18 protein-coding genes are annotated in these 18,494 nt (G+C 70.8%); 8 read left to right on the top strand and 10 right to left on the bottom strand.

What is annotated here, in order from left to right:
- The first annotated feature begins 65 nt into the window (after positions 1-65).
- The 4 genes from CU254_RS28500 to cobC are packed head-to-tail and all read left to right on the top strand — an operon-like array spanning position 66 to position 5,023.
- The gene (locus tag CU254_RS28500; RefSeq protein WP_037718109.1) at positions 66-2,045 is read left to right on the top strand and encodes a putative cobaltochelatase; all 1,980 of its coding nucleotides are present in this window, start codon (positions 66-68) and stop codon (positions 2,043-2,045) included.
- The gene (gene cobO / locus CU254_RS28495; RefSeq protein ID WP_009081621.1) at positions 2,045-2,659 is read left to right on the top strand and encodes a cob(I)yrinic acid a,c-diamide adenosyltransferase; all 615 of its coding nucleotides are present in this window, start codon (positions 2,045-2,047) and stop codon (positions 2,657-2,659) included. The genes CU254_RS28500 and cobO overlap by 1 nt, the downstream gene beginning before the upstream one ends.
- A complete protein-coding gene (locus tag CU254_RS28490) occupies positions 2,653-4,005 on the top strand; it encodes a cobyrinate a,c-diamide synthase (RefSeq protein WP_009081619.1) in 1,353 nt (450 codons plus the stop codon). Before cobO ends, CU254_RS28490 begins: the two co-directional genes overlap by 7 nt.
- Entirely contained in the window at positions 3,998-5,023 is a 1,026-nt protein-coding gene (gene cobC, locus CU254_RS28485) for an Rv2231c family pyridoxal phosphate-dependent protein CobC (protein WP_100266907.1), read from the top strand. Before CU254_RS28490 ends, cobC begins: the two co-directional genes overlap by 8 nt.
- Here the strand turns inward: cobC and CU254_RS28480 are convergent.
- The 4 genes from CU254_RS28480 to CU254_RS28460 form a co-directional block, all read right to left on the bottom strand.
- Positions 5,001-6,176, bottom strand: a complete 1,176-nt coding sequence (locus CU254_RS28480) for a hypothetical protein (protein ID WP_100266906.1) — start codon at positions 6,174-6,176, stop codon at positions 5,001-5,003. The genes cobC and CU254_RS28480 overlap by 23 nt on opposite strands.
- A gap of 81 nt (positions 6,177-6,257) precedes the next feature.
- Positions 6,258-6,980 carry an adenosylcobinamide-GDP ribazoletransferase gene (locus CU254_RS28475; RefSeq protein WP_037718108.1) on the bottom strand — a complete coding sequence of 241 codons (723 nt, stop codon included), beginning with the start codon at positions 6,978-6,980 and terminating at the stop codon, positions 6,258-6,260.
- Between the two features lie 319 nt (positions 6,981-7,299).
- The gene (gene cobT, locus CU254_RS28465) at positions 7,300-8,313 is read right to left on the bottom strand and encodes a nicotinate-nucleotide--dimethylbenzimidazole phosphoribosyltransferase (protein WP_009081611.1); all 1,014 of its coding nucleotides are present in this window, start codon (positions 8,311-8,313) and stop codon (positions 7,300-7,302) included.
- A 10-nt stretch (positions 8,314-8,323) separates the two neighbouring features.
- Positions 8,324-8,929: a bifunctional adenosylcobinamide kinase/adenosylcobinamide-phosphate guanylyltransferase gene (locus tag CU254_RS28460; protein ID WP_009081609.1), complete on the bottom strand. Its 606-nt coding sequence runs from the start codon at positions 8,927-8,929 to the stop codon at positions 8,324-8,326.
- Positions 8,930-8,965: 36 nt separating this feature from the next.
- Here CU254_RS28460 and CU254_RS28455 point away from each other — a divergent pair, with 36 nt between their 5' ends.
- Both CU254_RS28455 and CU254_RS28450 read left to right on the top strand, forming a co-directional pair.
- The gene (locus CU254_RS28455; RefSeq protein WP_009081607.1) at positions 8,966-9,934 is read left to right on the top strand and encodes a cobalamin biosynthesis protein; all 969 of its coding nucleotides are present in this window, start codon (positions 8,966-8,968) and stop codon (positions 9,932-9,934) included.
- The gene (locus CU254_RS28450) at positions 9,931-11,409 is read left to right on the top strand and encodes a cobyric acid synthase (protein ID WP_009081606.1); all 1,479 of its coding nucleotides are present in this window, start codon (positions 9,931-9,933) and stop codon (positions 11,407-11,409) included. Before CU254_RS28455 ends, CU254_RS28450 begins: the two co-directional genes overlap by 4 nt.
- Before the next feature lie 4 nt (positions 11,410-11,413).
- Here the strand turns inward: CU254_RS28450 and CU254_RS28445 are convergent, their stop codons facing one another.
- The 3 genes from CU254_RS28445 to CU254_RS28435 form a co-directional block, all read right to left on the bottom strand.
- On the bottom strand, positions 11,414-11,971 hold the full coding sequence (locus tag CU254_RS28445; protein WP_009081604.1) for a DUF4190 domain-containing protein: 558 nt from the start codon (positions 11,969-11,971) through the stop codon (positions 11,414-11,416).
- A 74-nt stretch (positions 11,972-12,045) separates the two neighbouring features.
- Complete coding sequence (locus tag CU254_RS28440; protein WP_009081602.1) at positions 12,046-12,687, bottom strand: response regulator transcription factor; 642 nt, start codon at positions 12,685-12,687, stop codon at positions 12,046-12,048.
- Positions 12,681-13,775 carry a sensor histidine kinase gene (locus tag CU254_RS28435; RefSeq protein WP_009081600.1) on the bottom strand — a complete coding sequence of 365 codons (1,095 nt, stop codon included), beginning with the start codon at positions 13,773-13,775 and terminating at the stop codon, positions 12,681-12,683. The genes CU254_RS28440 and CU254_RS28435 overlap by 7 nt, the downstream gene beginning before the upstream one ends.
- 196 nt (positions 13,776-13,971) lie before the next feature.
- Here CU254_RS28435 and CU254_RS28430 point away from each other — a divergent pair, with 196 nt between their 5' ends.
- Entirely contained in the window at positions 13,972-14,436 is a 465-nt protein-coding gene (locus CU254_RS28430) for a hypothetical protein (RefSeq protein ID WP_009081598.1), read from the top strand.
- On the opposite strand, the gene CU254_RS28425 is transcribed toward CU254_RS28430, so the two are convergent.
- The 3 genes from CU254_RS28425 to CU254_RS28415 all read right to left on the bottom strand — a co-directional run bounded on the left by CU254_RS28425 (position 14,420) and on the right by CU254_RS28415 (position 17,089).
- Positions 14,420-15,580 (bottom strand): hypothetical protein, encoded by a 1,161-nt coding sequence (locus tag CU254_RS28425; protein ID WP_009081596.1) that lies wholly within the window; start codon positions 15,578-15,580, stop codon positions 14,420-14,422. The two genes, CU254_RS28430 and CU254_RS28425, sit on opposite strands and share 17 nt — an antisense overlap.
- Before the next feature lie 134 nt (positions 15,581-15,714).
- Entirely contained in the window at positions 15,715-16,152 is a 438-nt protein-coding gene (locus tag CU254_RS28420) for a hypothetical protein (RefSeq protein ID WP_050788300.1), read from the bottom strand.
- Positions 16,153-16,213: 61 nt separating this feature from the next.
- The gene (locus CU254_RS28415; RefSeq protein WP_037715102.1) at positions 16,214-17,089 is read right to left on the bottom strand and encodes a LysR family transcriptional regulator; all 876 of its coding nucleotides are present in this window, start codon (positions 17,087-17,089) and stop codon (positions 16,214-16,216) included.
- Between the two features lie 100 nt (positions 17,090-17,189).
- On the opposite strand from CU254_RS28415, the gene CU254_RS28410 reads away from it, so the two are divergent.
- Positions 17,190-18,494 carry an MFS transporter gene (locus tag CU254_RS28410; protein ID WP_009081590.1) on the top strand — a complete coding sequence of 435 codons (1,305 nt, stop codon included), beginning with the start codon at positions 17,190-17,192 and terminating at the stop codon, positions 18,492-18,494.

The raw sequence follows: 18,494 nt of genomic DNA, 5'->3' as shown, positions 1-18,494 counted from the left end.
CCCACCCTAAGCGAGAGCTTCGCTGTGCGATGATCGGCCGGACGCCGACCCACGAGGGAGTGCTCTTGAAGCCCTATCCGTTCACCGCTGTCGTCGGGATGCCGGACCTGCGTCTGGCGCTCGTCCTTTCCTCGATCTCGCCCGCGGTCGGCGGGGTCCTGGTGCGGGGCGAGAAGGGCACCGCGAAGTCGACCATGGTGCGCGCGCTGGCCGGGTTGCTGCCGGGGGTCGACGTGGTGGACGGCTGCCGGTTCTCCTGCGACCCGGTTTCGCCGGACCCGGCGTGCCCGGACGGCCCGCACGCGGCGGACGCGCCCGCGCACCGGCGGCCGGCGCGGCTGGTGGAGCTGCCGGTCGGCGCGGCGGAGGACCGGGTGGTCGGCTCGCTGAACCTGGAGAAGGCGCTGTCCGAGGGCGTCACCGACTACCAGCCCGGCCTGCTGGCCGCCGCGCATCGCGGGCTGCTGTACGTCGACGAGGTCAACCTGCTGCACGATCACCTGGTGGACACGCTGCTCGACGCGGCGGCGATGGGCCGGGCGACGGTCGAGCGCGAGGGCGTTTCCGTCTCGCACGCGGCGCGGTTCGTGCTGATCGGGACGATGAACCCGGAGGAGGGCGAGCTGCGGCCGCAGCTGCTCGACCGGTTCGGGCTGACTGTCGAGGTCGCGTCGAGCCGGGATCCGGAGCAGCGCGTCGAGGTCGTCCGGCGGCGGCTGGCCTACGAAGCGGATCCGGACGGGTTCGCGGACGGCTATGCCTCGTCGGACGCGGCCCTGGCGGCGGAGATCGAAGCGGCGCAACGGCTTTTGCCGTCGGTGAAGTTGCCGGACGAAGCGCTGCGGCAGATCGCCGAGGTGTGCGCGTCGTTCGAGGTCGACGGCATGCGCGCGGACATCGTGACGGCGCGGACGGCGGTCGCGCACGCGGCGTGGGCCGGGCGTGCCGAGGTCACCACGGAGGACATCCGGGTCGCGGCGCGGCTCGCGCTGCCGCACCGGCGGCGGCGGAATCCGTTTGACGCGCCGGGAATTTCCGAGGAACAGCTGGAGCAGGCGCTGGAGGATGCGCAGCCGCCTCCTGAAGGACCGGACGACGACGGTCCGTCTGGCGGCGGGCCTGGCCCGGAGGACGGCGGGCCGATTCCAGATGGTGGTCCGTCCGAGGGCGCTCCGCCGTCTGAGTCTCCTGACCAGGCTCCTTCGGGCAATGGGTCTTCGCCGCAGAAGACGGTCGGTGCCGGGGATGCCTTTCGCGCGCGGGTGTTCCGGGTGAAGGGCACTGGCGAGGGCGAGCGCGGCCGCCGGTCGCGTGCGATCACGGACACCGGCCGGACGATCGGCGTGCAGCCGCCCAGCGTGCGGGACGGACGGCCGCATCTGGTCGCCACGATCCGTGCTGCCGCACCGCATCAGCAGGCTCGCGGCCGGTCCGGGGCGGGGCTCGAGGTGCGGTCCGCGGATCTGCGGTTCGCGTTGCGCGAAGGCCGGGAAGGCAATCTGGTGCTGTTCTGCGTGGACGCGTCGGGTTCGATGGGCGCGCGGGCGCGGATGCGGGAAGTGAAGACCGCCGTGCTTTCCCTGCTGTTGGACGCCTACCAACGGCGGGACAAGGTCGGTCTGGTCACGTTCCGTGGCACGGGCGCCGAGCTGGCGCTGCCGCCGACGATCAGCGTCGAGGCCGCCGCTGCCCGGTTGGAAGGCTTGCCGACCGGCGGACGTACGCCGCTCGCCGAGGGATTGCTGGAGGCCGCGCGGGTGCTGCGGGTCGAGGCGATCCGGGACCCGCGCCGTCGGCCGCTGCTGGTGCTCGTCACCGACGGCCGCGCGACGAGCGGCTCCGACGCGGTGGCCCGGGCGAAGGCGGCCGCGGGATTGCTGACCGACGTGACGACGATCGTGATGGACTGCGAGACCGGCCGGATGCGCCTCGGCTTGGCCGCGGAACTGGCTGGCCACTTGGGAGCTGAACACGTGCCACTGTCCGATGTGGCCGCTGAATCGCTCGCTTCGGCGGTGCGCGAACGGACGGGGAGGGCTGCCTGATGCCGCAGGGAAAACCGGCTGTCGTGCCGAAGGACGGGCTCACCACGCGGCAGCGCCGCAACCGTCCGCTGCTCGCCGTGCACACCGGCGAGATGAAAGGGAAGTCCACCGCGGCGTTCGGAATGGCGTTGCGCGCGTGGAACCAGGGCTGGTCGATCGGCGTGTTCCAGTTCGTGAAGTCGGCGAAATGGCGCGTGGGCGAGGAAGCCGCGTTCAAAGCGCTCGGGAAGCTGCACGACGACACCGGACAGGGCGGTCCGGTCGAATGGCACAAAATGGGCGAGGGCTGGAGCTGGTCGCGCAAACCAGGGTCCGAAGAGGACCATGCCGCCAACGCGCGCGAAGGCTGGGCGGAAATCAAACGCCGGCTCGCCGCCGAGACGCACGATTTCTATGTCCTCGACGAATTCAGCTACCTGCTCAAATGGGGCTGGCTCGAAGTGGACGACGTCGTGTCCGCTTTGGCCGCTCGGCCCGGACACCAGCACGTCGTGATCACCGGCCGCTACGCGCCGCCGGAGCTGATCGAGGCCGCGGATCTGGTCGCGGAAATGACGAAGGTGAAGCACCCGATGGACGCCGGGCAGAAGGGCCAGCGGGGGATCGAGTGGTAGCCCGGGTCGTCATTGCCGCGCCCGGTTCCGGGCACGGCAAAACCACCATCGCGGCCGGGCTGATGGCCGCGTTGCGCTCCGCCGGGCACGTCGTGTCCGGGCACAAGGTCGGCCCGGACTTCATCGACCCCAGCTACCATTCGCTCGCCACCGGCCGTCCCGCGCGGAACCTGGACCCGTTCCTGCAGGGCGAGGACACCCTGGTTCCGTTGCTGCGGCACGGTTCCGCGGGTGCGGACCTCGCCGTCATCGAAGGCGTGATGGGCCTTTTCGACGGCGCTTTGGGCACCGAAGGCTACGCGTCGACCGCCCATGTCGCGCGCTTGCTCGACGCGCCGGTCGTGCTGGTGGTCGACGCTTCTGCGGCTTCACGCAGTGTCGCGGCGACCGTGCTGGGGTTCGCGCAGTACGACACCCGCGTCCGGCTCGCCGGGGTGATTCTGAACAAGCTGGGGTCGCAACGGCACGAGGACGAGATCGTCACCGCGCTGGAAGCGACCGGCGTCCCGTTGCTGGGTGCGTTGCGGCGCAACGAAAACGTGCACGCGCCGAGCCGCCATCTCGGCTTGGTGCCAGCCGCCGAACGAGCCGCGGAATCGCGGCGGTTGCTGCCGGAACTGGCGGACTGGGTCGCGGCCGGGATCGATCTCGAAGCCATTGTGCGAGTGGCCCGAAGTGCTCCCGCGTTGAACGGTCCATTGTGGAATGCCGGACCCGAATGGGACGGTCCACGTGCGACCCTCGCCGCCGCCGGCGGTCCGGCGTTCACCTTCCGCTACGCCGAGAACATCGAACTGCTGGCCGCGCGCGGAATCGACGTCGTCGACATCGACCCCTTGCGGGACAAGGATTTGCCCGCGGGTTGTGCCGGGTTGTACTTCGGCGGAGGTTTCCCGGAAGTGCATGCCGCCGAACTTTCGTCCAATGTGGAACTCCGGACCGCGGTCGGCGCGGCGATCGACGCGGGCATGCCGGTGAGCGCGGAATGTGCGGGCCTGCTGTACCTGTGCCGTTCGCTCGACGGATTGCCGATGGTCGGCGCCGTCGCCGCGGACGCGACCATGACCTCCCGGGGAAAGCTCGGCTACCGCCGGGCCGTCTCGGTCGCGGACAACGTGCTCGCCGCGGCCGGACAGCGGGTCACCGGACACGAATTCCACCGCACCGAAATCGCGCCCGCCCATGGGGAAACCGCCGCGTGGGGCTGGGACCGCGGCCTGGACGGGTTCGCCTCGCCTTCCCTGCACGCGTCCTATCTGCATGTGCACTGGGCCGGACATCCCGAACTGGCAGACCGTTTCGCCTCGCGGGTGCGCGCCCATTCCCTGGCAGCGGTCCATGGCTGAGTACGACCTCCACCACCACGGCGACCGCGAAGTCGGCGACGGACTGGTCGATCTGGCCGTGAATGTCCGGCTTCCAACTCCGCCAGCTTGGCTGCGCGCCGAACTCGCCGCCGCCTTGGACGACCTGGCCGCCTACCCCGACCCGACTCGCGCGGCGGAAGCCGTCGCCGCCCGGCACGGCCGGGATTTCGATGACGTCCTCGTGACCGCGGGTGCCGCGGAAGCATTCACGCTGCTGGCTTCTCTCGCGGCGGAGCACGCAGTGGTGGTCCATCCGCAATTCACCGAACCGGAAGCCGCCCTGCGCGCCGCTGGACACGCTGTCGACCGAGTCCTCCTGTCCGAAGTGGACGATTACCGGCTTGCGCTCGAATTGGTCCCCGATTCGGCCGACCTGGTCTTCATCGGCAATCCGACCAACCCCACCTCGGTCCTGCACCCCGCGGATTCGCTGCGAGCACTGGCCCGCCCCGGCCGGATCCTCGTGGTGGACGAAGCCTTCCTGGACGCCGTCCCCGGGGAAGTAGAAAGCCTTGCCGGGGAACAAATCCCGGGCGTGGTAGTGCTGCGAAGTCTCACCAAGACGTGGGGCTTGGCAGGGCTGCGAGCCGGATACGTCCTCGGCGAACCTTCCCTGATCGCCCGCTTGCGCGCCGTTCAGCCGCCCTGGTCTGTGTCCACTTTGGCCGCAGTGGCGACGGTCGCCTGCTGCCGCCCCGCCGCGCTGGAAGAAGCCGAAAAGCTGGCCGCCGCCGCGGAAGCCGACCGCGACTATCTGGAATCCGGATTGGCCGCACTGGGAATCCCGGTACTCGGCACCCCGCGTGGCCCGTTCGTGCTGATCCGGGTCCCCGGCGGTGCGGACGTCCGCTTGCGCCTGCGCGAAGCAGGCTACGCCGTCCGCCGCGGCGACACCTTCCCCGGTCTGGGACCCGATCACCTGCGCATCGCCGTCCGAGACCGCGCGACAACGGATGCGTTCCTTGCCGCTCTGGCTAACGCTTCTGGAGCGCGGTGAATTCGTCCAGCCAAGCGTAGTTCGGTGCCGCGGTGCCGTCGGGGTTCTTCTGGACGGTCGCCCGCGCGAACACGCTGTTGAGGAGCCACGGCGGAGTGTCCGGCCCGAAGTCCGCCCCCTTGAGCGCGGCGATGCCCTGGTCGATGCCGTAAGTGGCGACGGCGAGCTTGCCGGTCGCGCGGAACTTCGTCATCTGGTCGGTCAGGAAGTTCTTGTTGTTCTCGAACCACGGGCTGGTGCGAAGGAAATCGTCCCACCGCTGCTTGGGGAACGGCTGGTGCAACGCGTTCCGGATGACCTGCCAGACCTTGGTGTCCTCGCGGACGCGGTATTTGGCCGCGTACTCGGCGGAGATCCGGTCGCCGAGATGTTTCTTCCACAATTGGACCAGCGAAAACTCGGTGACGAGGAACTTCTTGCCGCCCAGCCTGGGCAGGACGTAATCGAGAAACGCCTGGACCTGGTCCGGTTCGCCGACGTGCGGATGGAGGTCGGCGCCCTCGATCTCCGGGGTGTCGCGGACGTACTTCATCCAGCGCTCAGTGCCGGGGCCCGTCCACTGGGGATCCTCGAGATTGTTGAGCGCGCCCAGATACAGGACGGTCTTTCCCCGGCGCTGCTTGATCACGTGGGCGGCGATGGTCTCGTAGAATTCGTTGAGCGCGCCGTCGTTCCAGTCGGCCCGCGGGCATTCGATGAACGGCTCGTTGCCGAGCACCAGGATGTCGACCTTGTCCAGCACCGCGGGAAGCACTTTGTCGACCCGCGCGAGATCGGCCTGCATCGCCGGAGTTCCGGGCCGCGGAATCTGCTGGTGGTTCTCGGGAAAATACGGAAACTTGAGCGACAGCACAGTGCCGTATTGCCGATCACCGGCTTGAAGGAGCGTCTTGATCGTCGGGTTTTCGGTGGCGTCCTGCTTGTCCAGGTCAGGCATCGCGGTGAACCCGCGCACCCACTTCGCGCCGGAGCGCTGAAGCTCGTCCCAGCCCATGGTGTCCGGATCGGCGTTGAAATTCGCGCCGAGCGTCCCGTCCGGCTTGGGCACCGCGGTGCCCGGGGTTGAATTGCAGGCCGCCGTCGCGAGAACCGAAAGCCCGGCGGACAGCTGAAACAGCCGCCGCCGGGTGAGCCGCAGAGGTATGGGTGGCACGAGGTCCCCTCGGTCTTTCGTCGCGGACCTCCCCTTGGTAACACGGGGCGGGTGCCTGCCGCAGCCTGGGACGGAGTTGATTCAGGCCGTCGCCAGCAGCGCCGCGGCCACCGCCACCTCGACGCAACCGCCGAGGACGTCGCCGGTTACTCCGCCGATGCGTTGGACGCAGCGGGCCAGCAAGATCGCTGCGGCGGCGTAGCCGAGTGCCACCGCGAGGACCCCTCGCCACCACGACAATCCGGGAGCCAACGCCGCGCACCCTGCGGCGAGCACGAACACCGTCGCACTTACCAGGACGGGGACTGACCCGGCGACCGTCGCGCCCAATCCTTCGGGGCGGGCCGAAGGGACCCCTCGTGCGCAGCACAGCGAGAGCACGCACCGTCCACACAGGACGGACAGGACCGCGGCGGCGATCCCGTGCCCGTGCGAGATCGCGCCGGTCAGGGCGCCGGTTTGGACGAGGAGGACGAAGAGCAGCGTCGCGACCCCGGTGGGTCCGGAGTCGCCGCGGCGCATGACGTCCAGGGCTTTCGCGCGGTCGTAGGAGGCACCGAGCCCGTCGGCGGTGTCGGCGAGACCGTCGAGGTGCAGGCCGCGACTGCCCAGGGCGACCGTCCCGAGCGCCAGCGCGGCGACGGCCAGCGCGGGGAGCCCGAGCGCGACCCCGCCCGCCACGACGAGCCCGGCCACCGCGGCGAGCGGGAGCGCGGCGAGGGGGCCGAGCGCCATCGCCACGCCCGCCACCCGCCGATCGATCGTGCGCGGAGCCGGGACCGGGACGGTGGTCAGTGTTCCCATGGCGAGCCGGATGCCGTCGCTGAGCGGGATCACGGCTTGCGCCCCAATGTGGCATTGGGTGCGTGGGACGCACCGAACGCCACATTGGGTGCGTCGGACGCAACCAATGTGGCATTGGGGCGATCCCCGGCGAAGCGGATACCGCGCCGACCCATTGCCGGACCGTCGAGCCGAGCCGCCGACCGATCTCCTCGCTGTCTCGCGGACGCGACGGGCAAAGCCTCGAATCCGGGCCGATCTCCTGGCCGCGCCCCGTGCTGAACCGCAGCCCAACGCCTGAACCGGTCCCGAGGCAAAGTCCGCGCTCCCAGCAAACAGCTCACCCGAGGTCCGCCAGCAAACCCATCTCCGCGATCACCGCACGTGCCGCCCGCAGAGTGGGCACTGCCTGCACCGCCCCGCTGCCCTCGCCGAGCCGGAGGCCCAGGTCGAGGATCGGCGTCAACCCCAGCGCCTTCAGGGCAAACGCTTGCGCCGGTTCCGTCGAACGATGTCCGGCCAGCCACCACTGCTCCGCACCGGGCGCGATGTCCCGAGCGACCAACGCCGCCGTCGCGGAGAAAATGCCGTCCAGCAGCACCGGGATTCCCCGGACGGCCGCTTCCACCAAGAAACCGGCCGTCGCGGCCAGGCAGGCGCTGCCGAGGGCTGTCAGGCGGTCGAACGGGTCGGTGACGGGGCGGCGCGACAGGGCAGTGGCGACCACGGCGGTCTTGCGTTCCAAAGCTTCCCCGGAAACGCCGGTGCCGGTGCCGACCACCTCGGCCGCGGGGAGGCCCAGCGCGGAAGCCACGACGGCGGCGCAAACGGTGGTGTTGCCGATGCCCATGTCGCCCGGAATGAGAACGTCCGCAGCGGACTCCGAGGCAGCGATGGCCCGTCCCGCCTCAAAAGCCGCGAGCGCCTCGCCGGGGGCCAAAGCGTCCTCCACGTCGATCGCACCCGAACCGCGGCGGATCTTGTGGGCGGTGACTTCGTCGGGAACATCCGCGGCGTCCCAATCGACCGCGATGTCGGCTACCCGGACGCTGGCCCCGACCTGCGCGGCGAGCACCGTCACGCCGCTGCGTCCGGCCAGGAACACGCGCACCATCGCCGCCGTGACCTCGCGCGGGTACGCCGACTGCGCCGACACGCCGTGGTCGCCGGCGAAGACGACCACGCGGACGTCGTCCAGCGGGCGCGGCGGGACCACCCCGTGCGCGGCGCTCAGCCAGGCCGCGAGTTCCTCCAGCCTGCCGAGCGAGCCGACCGGTTTGACCAGGCCGTCCAGGCGCTCCAAGGCGGCGGCGCGGGCGGCGGCGTCCGGGACGGGGATGGCGAAACTCGGCACGGCTGGCTCCTCACGGAAGGTCGAGCGCCCGCCCGGCGACGATGAGCGACACCCGGTCGCTGTCGGCGGACACCCGGTTGTTGAGTGCGCCCAGCACATCACGGAACAGCCGTCCGGACACCGTTGCGGGCACCACACCGCTGCCGACCTCGTTGCTGACCGCGACGACCGGCACCCGCGCCTGGCTCCACGCGGCCAGGAAATCCTCGAGCCGGTCGTCCAGCCTGCGCTCCCAGCCCGATGTGCTCGACCACGCGCCGACCTCGTCGAGGACCCGCGACAGCCAGGTGCCGAGACAGTCGATCAGCAGCGGGCTCGTCGCGTTGCGCAGCACGGTCGCCAGGTCGGTGGTCTCGACCGTCGTCCAGTGGCGCGGGCGGCGGGCCCGGTGCGCCTCGACGCGGGCGGCCCATTCCGGGTCCTCGGCCGACGGGGGCAGCCCGGGAGCGACGTACACGAGGTGGGGGTGGTGCGCGACGAGCCGCTCCGCGTGCCTCGACTTGCCCGAGCGAACCCCGCCGAGAACGAGCACCTTGCCGTCGTCGCGTCCGTACCGGCGGAGGGCCTGCGCCAGGGTTTCGAGAGACCCGGCGAGCCGGTGCGTCAGCTTGGTCATACCCGGCATTCTCTCCCTAGCGCTACGGTTCGCCACGTGCCACTCCGACAAGCCGTCACCGCGGCCGGGCTGATCGCCGGATACGCCGCCGACGCGTGGTTCGGCGACCCGCGCCGGGGACATCCGGTCGCCGCCTTCGGCACCGCCGCTGGCCAGCTCGAACGCTGGTGGTGGGCCGATTCCAAGCCGCGCGGGGCGGCCCACGCGGCGGTCTGCGCGGGGTCCGTGGTCGGATTCGGGCTGCTTGCCGAGAAGGCGGCGCGGAACCGGCCGGGTGCCCGATTCGTCCTGACCGCCGCGGCGACGTGGGCCGTCCTGGGCGGCCGCGGGCTCGCCGCGGAGGGACGCGAAATGGCGCGATTACTCGAATCGGGTGAATTGCCCGCCGCCCGGCAGCGGCTCAGCCACCTCTGCGCGCGCGACGCGACCGGTCTCGACTCGGCCGAGCTGACCCGCGCGGCCACCGAATCGATCGCCGAGAACACCTCCGACGCGGTCGTCGCGCCGTTGCTGTGGGGTGCGGTCGCGGGCGTGCCGGGGCTGCTGGGGTACCGCGCGGTGAACACGCTCGACGCGATGATCGGCTACCGCTCGCCGCGCCACCGCAACTTCGGCTGGTTCGCCGCGCGCACCGACGACTGGGCCAATCTGGTGCCCGCGCGCGTCGGCGCGGTGCTGACCGCGGTGACCGCGCCGCTGGCCGGCGGACATACGCGGTCGGCCTGGCGGGCTTGGCGCCGCGACGGCAGTGCGCATCCGAGTCCGAACGCGGGACAGGTCGAGGCTGCTTTCGCTGGTGCGCTGGACATCCGGCTCGGCGGCACGAACACGTATCACGGCGAGGTCGAGCGCCGGAGCACGCTGGGCGACGGACGGCCGCCGGGGGCGAGCGATCTGCGCCGGGCGGTGCGGTTGTCGCGGCTGGTCGGCGCGGCGGCGCTGGCGGTCGCGGCGGGGATCGCGGTGAGCGGGATGCGGAGCGCGGGGATTACGGTGGCGGGATGAGCGGGCTGCTGATCGCCGGTACCACGTCCGACGCCGGGAAAAGCCTGGTCACCGCTGGACTCTGCCGCTGGTTCGCGCGGCGCGGCGTGCGGGTCGCGCCGTTCAAGGCGCAGAACATGTCGAACAACTCGATGGTCTGCGCGGACGGTGCGGAGATCGGCCGCGCGCAGTGGCTGCAGGCGCGGGCGGCGCGGGTGGAGCCGGAAGCGGCGATGAACCCCGTACTGCTCAAGCCGGGCAGCGACCGGCGCAGTCACGTGATCGCGCTCGGCAAGCCGTACGGCACGCTCGAAGCCGGGGAGTACGCCACCGGCCGGGCTGGGCTCGCGGACATCGCCTTCGCCGCGTTTGCCGAGCTGCGGCAACGGTTTGACCTCGTCGTCTGTGAGGGCGCGGGCAGCCCGGCGGAGATCAACCTGCGCTCCGGCGACTACGTCAACCTGGGCCTGGCGCGGCGGTTTTCGCTGCCGGTGCTGGTGGTCGGCGACATCGACCGCGGCGGGGTGCTGGCCGCGATGTTCGGCACGCTCGCGTTGCTGTCGCCCGAGGACCAGGCGCTCGTCGCGGGCTGGCTGGTGAACAAATTCCGCGGTGACGTCGGGTTGCTGCAGCCCGGGTTGAACAGCCTGGAGAAGGTCACCGGACGGCCGGTGCTCGGCGTGCTGCCGTGGCTGGACCGCGTGTGGATCGACTCCGAGGACGCCCTCGCCGCGGCCGGATGGCGGCACGAAGCCGCGCAACGCGGGTTGCGGGTCGCGGTCGTCCGGTTCCCGCGGGCGTCCAACGCGACCGACGTGGACGCGCTCGCGGCGGAGCCGGGCGTCACGGTGAGCCTGACCGCCGACCCGGATACCGTCGCCGCCGCGGATCTGGTCGTGCTGCCGGGCTCGCGGGCCACTGTGGACGATCTGAAGTGGTTGCGTACGCGAGGTTTAGCGGATGCGGTGACCGCGCGGGCTAAGGCGGGTCTTCCGGTGCTGGGGATCTGCGGCGGCTACCAGATGCTCGCGGAGTCCATTGAGGACAACGTCGAGTCGGAAGCCGGGCTGGTCGAAGGGCTGGGACTGCTGCCGACGCGCGTGAAGTTCGCCGAGGAGAAGGTGCTCGGCCGTCCGGTCGGCGAGTGGCGCGGGCATCGGGTGGAGGCGTACGAGATCCATCACGGCAGTGCGGGTTCGGCGGATGCGGAGTCGTTTTTGGACGGTTACCGGGTCGGTTCGGTGTGGGGGACCACGTGGCATGGCGCGTTGGAGAACGACGGGTTCCGGCGTGCGTGGCTTGCCGAGGCGGCGGCGCAGGCCGGGATCGAGTGGCAGGCGGTCGAGGGTGCGCCGGGGTTCGCGGATTTGCGGGAGGACATGCTGGACCGGCTGGCGGACGCGATTCAGTCCGAAGTGGACACGGGGATGCTGCTGGCGCTGGCGGAGGCGGGCGCGCCGGGCGGGTTGCCGTTCGTGCCGCCGGGGGCTCCCTGAGCGGTCAGTGCACGACCCGGCCGGTGGTGGGGAAGTCGGTCTCGAGCGTGCATACCGCGTGCTGGCCGGGGGAGTCCGAGGTGGACGGCTGCCGTGCGCTCACGTGAACGTAGTCCGGCGGGACGCTGCTCGCGAAGTACTCCTTGGCTTCGGCCTCGCACGCGCTGCGGAGCGAATCGCCGCCGGGGGCCAGGCGGAACACCTCGATGTCGTGCGCGTCCTCGCAGGACACCGGGCTGGCTTTGGCGCCCGAGCGGAAACAGTCGCCGGGGCTGGCGTGGAACAGCGGGTCCGGGGAAGGACTGGCCACCGCGAGCCCGATCAGGAGCGCCGCGACCCACGCGCCGCTGATCGACAAGCCGGCGATCGCGAGCCCGCGGCCCGGGTTGCCGAATACGCGGGTCTGGCGGAGCGCGATGACGCCGAACGCGATGCTCAACGGCAGGCTGAACGCCGGGATCGCCAGGATCAGCGACGCGATCGCGAAGCCGTTGGTGCCGCGCGGTTCCGCGGGCGGCGGCGCGTCTTCGTAGCTCGGCCCGGTCGGTTTCGGCAGCGGCATTGGGGTCCCCTCGGAAACGGCCCCCCGACCCGGCGTCGAGCATAGAACCCGGCCGCTCCTCGCGGGATAACGATTCAGGCGAGCCCGGCGTCGTGCACCAGGATCGCGACCTGCGTGCGGTTCGCCGCCTCGGTCTTGGCCATGATCCGTCCCAAGTGGACCTTCACGGTCGCCTCGCTGAGCCCGAGCGCTCGGGCGATCTCGGCGTTGCTCGAGCCCTGTCCGACAGCCACCGCGACCTCGCGTTCACGAGGCGTCAGCGGTTCGAGCCGAGTCCGGGCAGACGTCGGAGTGGCGGCACTGGCGAAGTGCGTCAACAACCGCCGAGTGATGGACGGCGACAGCATCGCCTCGCCGTCGCCGACCACGTGCATCGCCTTGACCAGCTCGCGCGGCGGCGTGTCCTTCAGCAGGAAACCCGTGGCACCGTGGCGAAGCGCTTCGTGCACGTACTCGTCGAGGTCGAACGTCGTCAGCACCACGACTGCGGGCGCGTCCGGTTCGGCGGTCACCAGGCGGGTCACCTCCAGGCCGTCGACCTCGGGCATCTGCACGTCGGTGAGCACGAGGTCCGGCCGGTGCTCGCGGACGAGGGCGAGCGCTTCGCGGCCGTCGCCGGCTTCCGCGACCACCTCGATCCCCGGATCGGATTCCAGGATCATCCGGATGCCGCTGCGTACGAGCACCTCGTCGTCGATCAGCAGGATTTTCAGCACGGTTCCTCCGCTCGCAGCGGGAACGCCGCCCGCACCCGGTAACTGCCCGCGCCGTCCGGTCCGGCGCGGAGCGTTCCGCCGGTCAGCGTGACGCGTTCGCGCATGCCGACCAGTCCGTAGCCCGCGCCGGGCAGTCCGGCCGAATCGGCGAGCGGGTTGGCCACTTCGACCACGAGCTGATCATCCGAAGTGGACAGTCCTACGTCGATTGCGGTTCCTGGCGCGTGTTTCGCGGCGTTGGTGAGAGCTTCCTGCACGATCCGGTACGCCGCGCGCCCGATCGAGTCGGGCACGTCCGGCATCGGCTCCGGCAGGCTGGCGCGCACCTGCGCCCCGGCGGCGGCGAGATCGTCGGCGAGTTGGCGGACCCCGTCGAGCGTCGGGTCCGGCAGCGAGCGCGGTTCCGGGCCGTCGTCGCGGAGCACCCGGAGGATGTCGCGCAATTCGTTGAGCGCGGCGGAACTCGATTCGCGGATCACCTCGGCGAGCTGCGCGGTCTCGTCGTCCTTGGCCCGCACGGAAAGCGCGCCTGCCTGCAACGCCACGATGCTGACCCGGTGCGCGACGACGTCGTGCATTTCACGGGCGATCCGCCGCCGCTCGGCCGCCACGGCGCGCTCGCCGAGCAGATCCCGCTCGCGTTCGGCCTGCTCCGCGCGGTCGCGCAGGGCCGCGAGCAAGGCCGTGCGCTGGTGCATCCACAACCCGGCCAGCGTCGGGACCACGACCTCCAGCACGAGAGCGAGCCCGAACGTCTTCCAGTCCGGCGGGCTCGACGGCCGGATAAACGACACGACCAGCCCGGTTTCCGAGAGCACGGCGACCGCGGTCGGCCAGCGGAGCCCGCGCAGCGAAGCGACCGTGTAGAGAGTGACGGAGGTGCCCCACAACGGCGGCGTGGCCAGCGCGACGCCGACCGACGCCAGCATCGCGGGCAACGGGAACCGGCGGCGCAGCAGCACCGCCAGGAACATCGCCGCGACCGCGACCGGCCAGAACCACGGACGGCCCGCGTCCGGCGGTTCGCCGGCCAGCGTCAGGCCGAGCACGGCGAGCGCCGCGGCCAGGTCGATCAGGTGGTTGCGCACCCGGCCACCGTAGGCCCTGCCCGAAATTCCCCCACCGGGCGTTCGAGAAGGAAATCATGACCGCGATGGCGGGGCGCCGGGGCGGGAAGGCTCCGGCGATCGGCGCGAGCGGTGGTCGCCGCGCTCCGGTTGCCGATGCGTTTTACCAGGGTATTCTGCCGGACATCGCGATCAAACCAGCCCGGGAGTGCGGATCATGTCCTACGCCGTCGATTTCACCACCGTGTCGACTGTCGGCCTGGAGTCGTCTCCGGTCGCGGACGCGCTCGCCGGGCTGCGGGCGAACGAGGCGCGCTACTTCAAGAACAAGTACGACCACGTGTTCACCGTCGAGCCCGCCGCCGAGGTACCGGAGATCATCGAGCGGGTGCACCGGATTCTCAAGGAAGAACGCGACATCGTCATTTCCTCGCGGCCGCTGGAAGCGACCGAATTCGAGGTCGACGGCATCCGGATGTCCTACGTGTTCTACGAGAGCGGCCTGTCGATCAACGTCATGTACACCCTCGAGGACGGCGGCAAGCGGGCCGTCGGGTTCAAGCTTTCCGACGGGATGGACGTCCCGGAGGAACTCGCCGACAAGTTCAAGTTCGCGCGCCAGAAGTCGAAGCTCGCCGGGACGATCCGCGGGTCCTACTTCGTGATCAAGAACGAGTACTGACCCGCAGCGCGGCGCTGCGCAGGCACAGCAGCAGCGGGAGCGAGCTGTCGTCGCGGAGCCGAGGCGGCAGCGCGTTCGCTTCGACCAGCGGTACGCCGTCGGCCAGTTCTCGGCCCAGCGCGGCCAGGTCGACCTCCAGGACGGTGACTCCGGCGCTGTAGAGCCGTTCCGCGCCCTTCGTCCGGCGGCTGGTCAGTTCGGTGCTGTCGACGGACAGCTGGGTGACGCCGAAGAATTCCGGCTTCGCGCCGCGTTCGAGCCAGCGGGCGAAACCGGTCAACCGCGTTCCGGAGATTTCGCTGGGGCGGACGGCGGCTTCCTCGCACAGTTCGCGTTCCATTCCGGCACACACCGCGGTGTGCAGGGTCCGGCGGGTTCCGCCTTGCGGGGCAAGGAGATCCTGCGGTTCCAGGCTGCCGCTTCCGGACGGGGCGAGCAGCAGCCCGCTGGCCGAGTTCCGGGCGGACTGGCGGACGACGACGAGCAGGCCGTCCGAGGTGAACGCGATCGTGGAGACGCCGACGAGATCGGCCAGCGTGCTCGCGGCGAGGGTTCGGAGCGCGCCGGACGAGTCAGTCAGTTCCTCGCTGCGCAGGTCGTATTCGCGGCCGTCAGCGGAGTTCGTGATGCGCAGCGAGGCGAGTTCGTTGCTGCAGACCGCGTCGAAGAACCGCGCGCGATGCAGGACGATCGGCGCCGGCCGCGCCCCGGCGACCGGCAGCGGTTCGCCGCGCATGCCGACGATCGGACCGTTGAACAGCAACCGGCCGCGAGCCCGCAACGGCAGCACGTGCGGGGCGGTGGCCTTCAGCTTCGCGGGCAGCCGGTAAGGCTCCTCCGCGACGGTGATGCCGAAGGTGGTTTCGGCGAGGGCCGCGTCGATGGCGTCGCTGACCAACGCCGTGCCGCGGGAGGGAATCGCCAGGTACCGCGCGTCCGGATACGCGTGCGGCGGCGGAGTGTCGGCGACCGGGAACGGCGCGGCGATCGCGGTGAACTCGTAACCGGCCCACCGTTTCCGCAGCAGGCGGACGTCGCGCACGAGGGTGAGCAGGCCGAGCAGGAGCGCGACGACCGAGAGCACGACGCCGAACGCGCTCGGCAGGATCGTGACGGCCCCGAGCACGACCCCGAGCGCGGACACGGCGACCGGCCATTCCCCGGCCCCGACGAAGAAGAGATAGTCGGCCGTGGCCCGGGCCCGGCGGGTCAGTTTTCCCGTCGCCGCACTGTTCTAGCACGGATCGGGCCGCCGGGTCACCGGATCGAGTGAGTTGGCTACAGGGAGATCGTGCAGTAGAGGCGGTGGCCTTCCGCGGCGGCGCCTGCGGCCAGCGCGGCGAGTTCCTTCAGGAACGCGATGACATCCTCGACCTCGGCGTCTTCCTCGTTCTGCTCGACGAAGGCGGCGGCAGCGGTTTGGAGAGCACCGTCGTCGGCGGCAGCCAGTGCGTCGCGGAAGGAGTTGGCCAGCGACAGCACCGCAGCGGCTTCCCCGTCTTCGAGGAGCGCGATGTCCCGGCCGCGGTCAGGGTCGGCCTCGACCTCCGCGAGGGTCCGGCGAGTCAGAGATGTCTCGACGGGCAGCAGATCCGTGATCGGATCGGCTCCCTTCACGGCGAGTTCGGCGTAGCCCGGGCAACGGGCATTGTCGGGATCTTCGAACGCGAGCGCGGCCATGGTGTCGTCCACCGCGACGAAATAGTCATACAGCACCGGCAGAGCATATCCAGGTAAACCCCTTGCGCCGTAACGAAAACTTCTCCCCGAGTACGCCTCATTCGCCCAACGCGCCACGAAACTCCCGTAATCCCTCGATCAACGCCAGGATCGACGGCCGGGCGTAGTGATCCCGTCGCCAGCCCGCGTACAGCGGCACCGTGAGCCGTCCGTCGCGGGTTTCGATCGGGATGGCGCGCAGTCCGAACCGGACCAGGTCGGTCACCAGGCAGACCTCGCCGCGGCCGGCGGCGCGGGCTTGGGCGACGCTGGGGGAGCCCGTCTCGTTCAGTTCGGACGGCACGAGCCCGGCGCGGTGGAACGCCTCGTCCACGACCAGGCGCGCGGCGTTGCTGCGGTTCATCACCAGCAGCGGTTCGGCGGCCAGTTCGGCCAGCAGGATCGACTTCGCCTCGTACCAGCGGTGGTCCGGCCGGACCTGCGCGGAGACCAGGACCCGGCCCAGCGCGGCGGTTTCCAGCTGCGCGGGCGGCGGGGACGTCGAGATGCCGAGGTCGGCGCTGCTGTGCAGGAGCCGGTCGAAAACCTGGTCCGGCGCGACTGGGAACGCGTCCCGCAGCACCGGTCCGGCTTTGCCGGTGGCCATGAACGGGGCCAGCAGACTGTCCACTGTGCTCGGCGGCGCGACGAGCGTCAGCGGCGTGTCCTCGGTCCGGCCGATCGCGGCCATCACCGCGCCCGCTTCCTCGGCACGGCGCACCAGGTCCTGGGCGATCGGCACGAACCGGGTGCCCGCCGCGCTCAGCGTCAACGAGCCGGGGGAGCGCGAGAACAGCGCCACCCCGAGTTCGGCTTCCAGCGCGCGCAGCTGCCGCGACAGCGACGGCTGCGCGACCCGCACCGTGCGCGCCGCGGCGGTGACCGAGCCTTCTCGCACCACGGCCAGGAAATAACGCACCACGCGCAGTTCCACGCCTATGCCTCCGAGGTATTGGAATGGGGCCAGACAGGTATTGGACAGCATAGGTCCCGGGACGAAGACTCTGGGGAACACCGCCGCCAGGGAGTAGCCCGTGAACCACGAAACCGCCGCCGGCCGCCGCGCCGCGCTCGCCTCCTTCGCCGGGACGGCGATCGAGTGGTACGACTTTTACCTGTACGGAACCGCGTCCGCGCTGGTCTTCGGCAAGCTGTTCTTCCCCGGGCTGAACCCGGCGACCGGCGTGCTCGCCGCGTTCGGCACGTTCTGGGTCGGGTTTCTCGCCCGGCCGCTGGGCGGCATCGTGTTCGGCCACCTCGGAGACCGGGTCGGGCGCAAGAACACGCTGGTCGTCACGCTGCTGCTGATGGGCTTCGCGACCTTCGCGGTCGGCCTGCTGCCGACATACGCCAAGATCGGCATCGCCGCGCCGTTGCTGCTCGTCGCCCTTCGCGCGGTGCAGGGCGTCGCGGTCGGCGGGGAGTGGGGCGGCGCGGTCGTGCTCGCCGCGGAGAACGCGCCCGCCGGACGCGGGTCGTACTTCGCCATGTTCGCCCAGCAGGGTTCGCCCGCCGGGTCGATTCTGTCCACAGTGGTCTTTCTCGCCGTCAGCGCGTTGCCGGACGAGCAGTTCCTGACCTGGGGCTGGCGCGTGCCGTTCCTGCTGTCCGGCGCGCTGGTCGCGCTGGGCCTGCTGATCCGGCTGAAGGTCGAGGAGCCGGCGGAGTTCGTGCGGGCCAAGGCGAACGCCGCGGTCGCGAAGGTGCCCCTGGTCGAGGTCGTGCGGACAGCTTGGCGGACCGTGCTGCTCGGCATCGGCGCGAGCATCATGGGCATCGCCGCCGCGTACTTCAGCAACACGTTCGTCCTCGCCTGGTCCACGAACGAACTCGGCATCGGCCGCCAGACCATGCTGTACGTGCTGCTCGGCGCGTCCGTCGTGCAGTTCTGCTGGCAGCCGGTCGCGGCGCGGCTGGCCGAACGCGTCGGCGAAACCCGGTTCATGGCCGTCTCGCTGGCGGCCAACATCGTGGTGACCGTGCCGATGTACCTGCTGATCGCGTCCGGCAACCCGGGATTGGCGTTCGTCGGCATCGCGGTCGCGACCGTGTGCGGCTCCGGCTACTACGCGGTGCTCGCCGGATTCCTCACCCGCGGCTTCCCGATCCACCTGCGCTACACCGGGATCTCGCTGTCCTACCAGCTGTGCAGCACCGTCTTCGGCGGGACGACGCCATTCATCGCGCAGGCGCTGCTCAACGCGACGCACGGCGCGATCTGGCCGGTCGTCGTGTACCACGTCGTGCTGCTCGCGTTGACCCTCACCTGCGTCCTGGCGCTCGCCCGCCGCACCGCAGCCGTCGCCGGTTCCGAGAAAACCCTGACCCGACAAGGATGA

This window comes from Amycolatopsis sp. AA4 (assembly GCF_002796545.1).
Taxonomy (GTDB): Bacteria; Actinomycetota; Actinomycetes; order Mycobacteriales; family Pseudonocardiaceae; genus Amycolatopsis.
This window is presented reverse-complemented; position numbering and strand designations above follow the sequence as displayed.

Excerpts from the sequence above, each read along its gene's own strand:
- CU254_RS28445 (WP_009081604.1), bottom strand. The coding sequence starts at position 11,971 with ATGCCGCTGCCGAAACCGACCGGGCCGAGCTACGAAGACGCGCCGCCG.
- CU254_RS28450 (WP_009081606.1), top strand. The coding sequence starts at position 9,931 with ATGAGCGGGCTGCTGATCGCCGGTACCACGTCCGACGCCGGGAAAAGC.
- CU254_RS28475 (WP_037718108.1), bottom strand. The coding sequence starts at position 6,980 with ATGGGAACACTGACCACCGTCCCGGTCCCGGCTCCGCGCACGATCGAT.
- CU254_RS28430 (WP_009081598.1), top strand. The coding sequence starts at position 13,972 with ATGTCCTACGCCGTCGATTTCACCACCGTGTCGACTGTCGGCCTGGAG.
- cobO (WP_009081621.1), top strand. The coding sequence starts at position 2,045 with ATGCCGCAGGGAAAACCGGCTGTCGTGCCGAAGGACGGGCTCACCACG.
- CU254_RS28460 (WP_009081609.1), bottom strand. The coding sequence starts at position 8,929 with ATGACCAAGCTGACGCACCGGCTCGCCGGGTCTCTCGAAACCCTGGCG.
- cobC (WP_100266907.1), top strand. The coding sequence starts at position 3,998 with ATGGCTGAGTACGACCTCCACCACCACGGCGACCGCGAAGTCGGCGAC.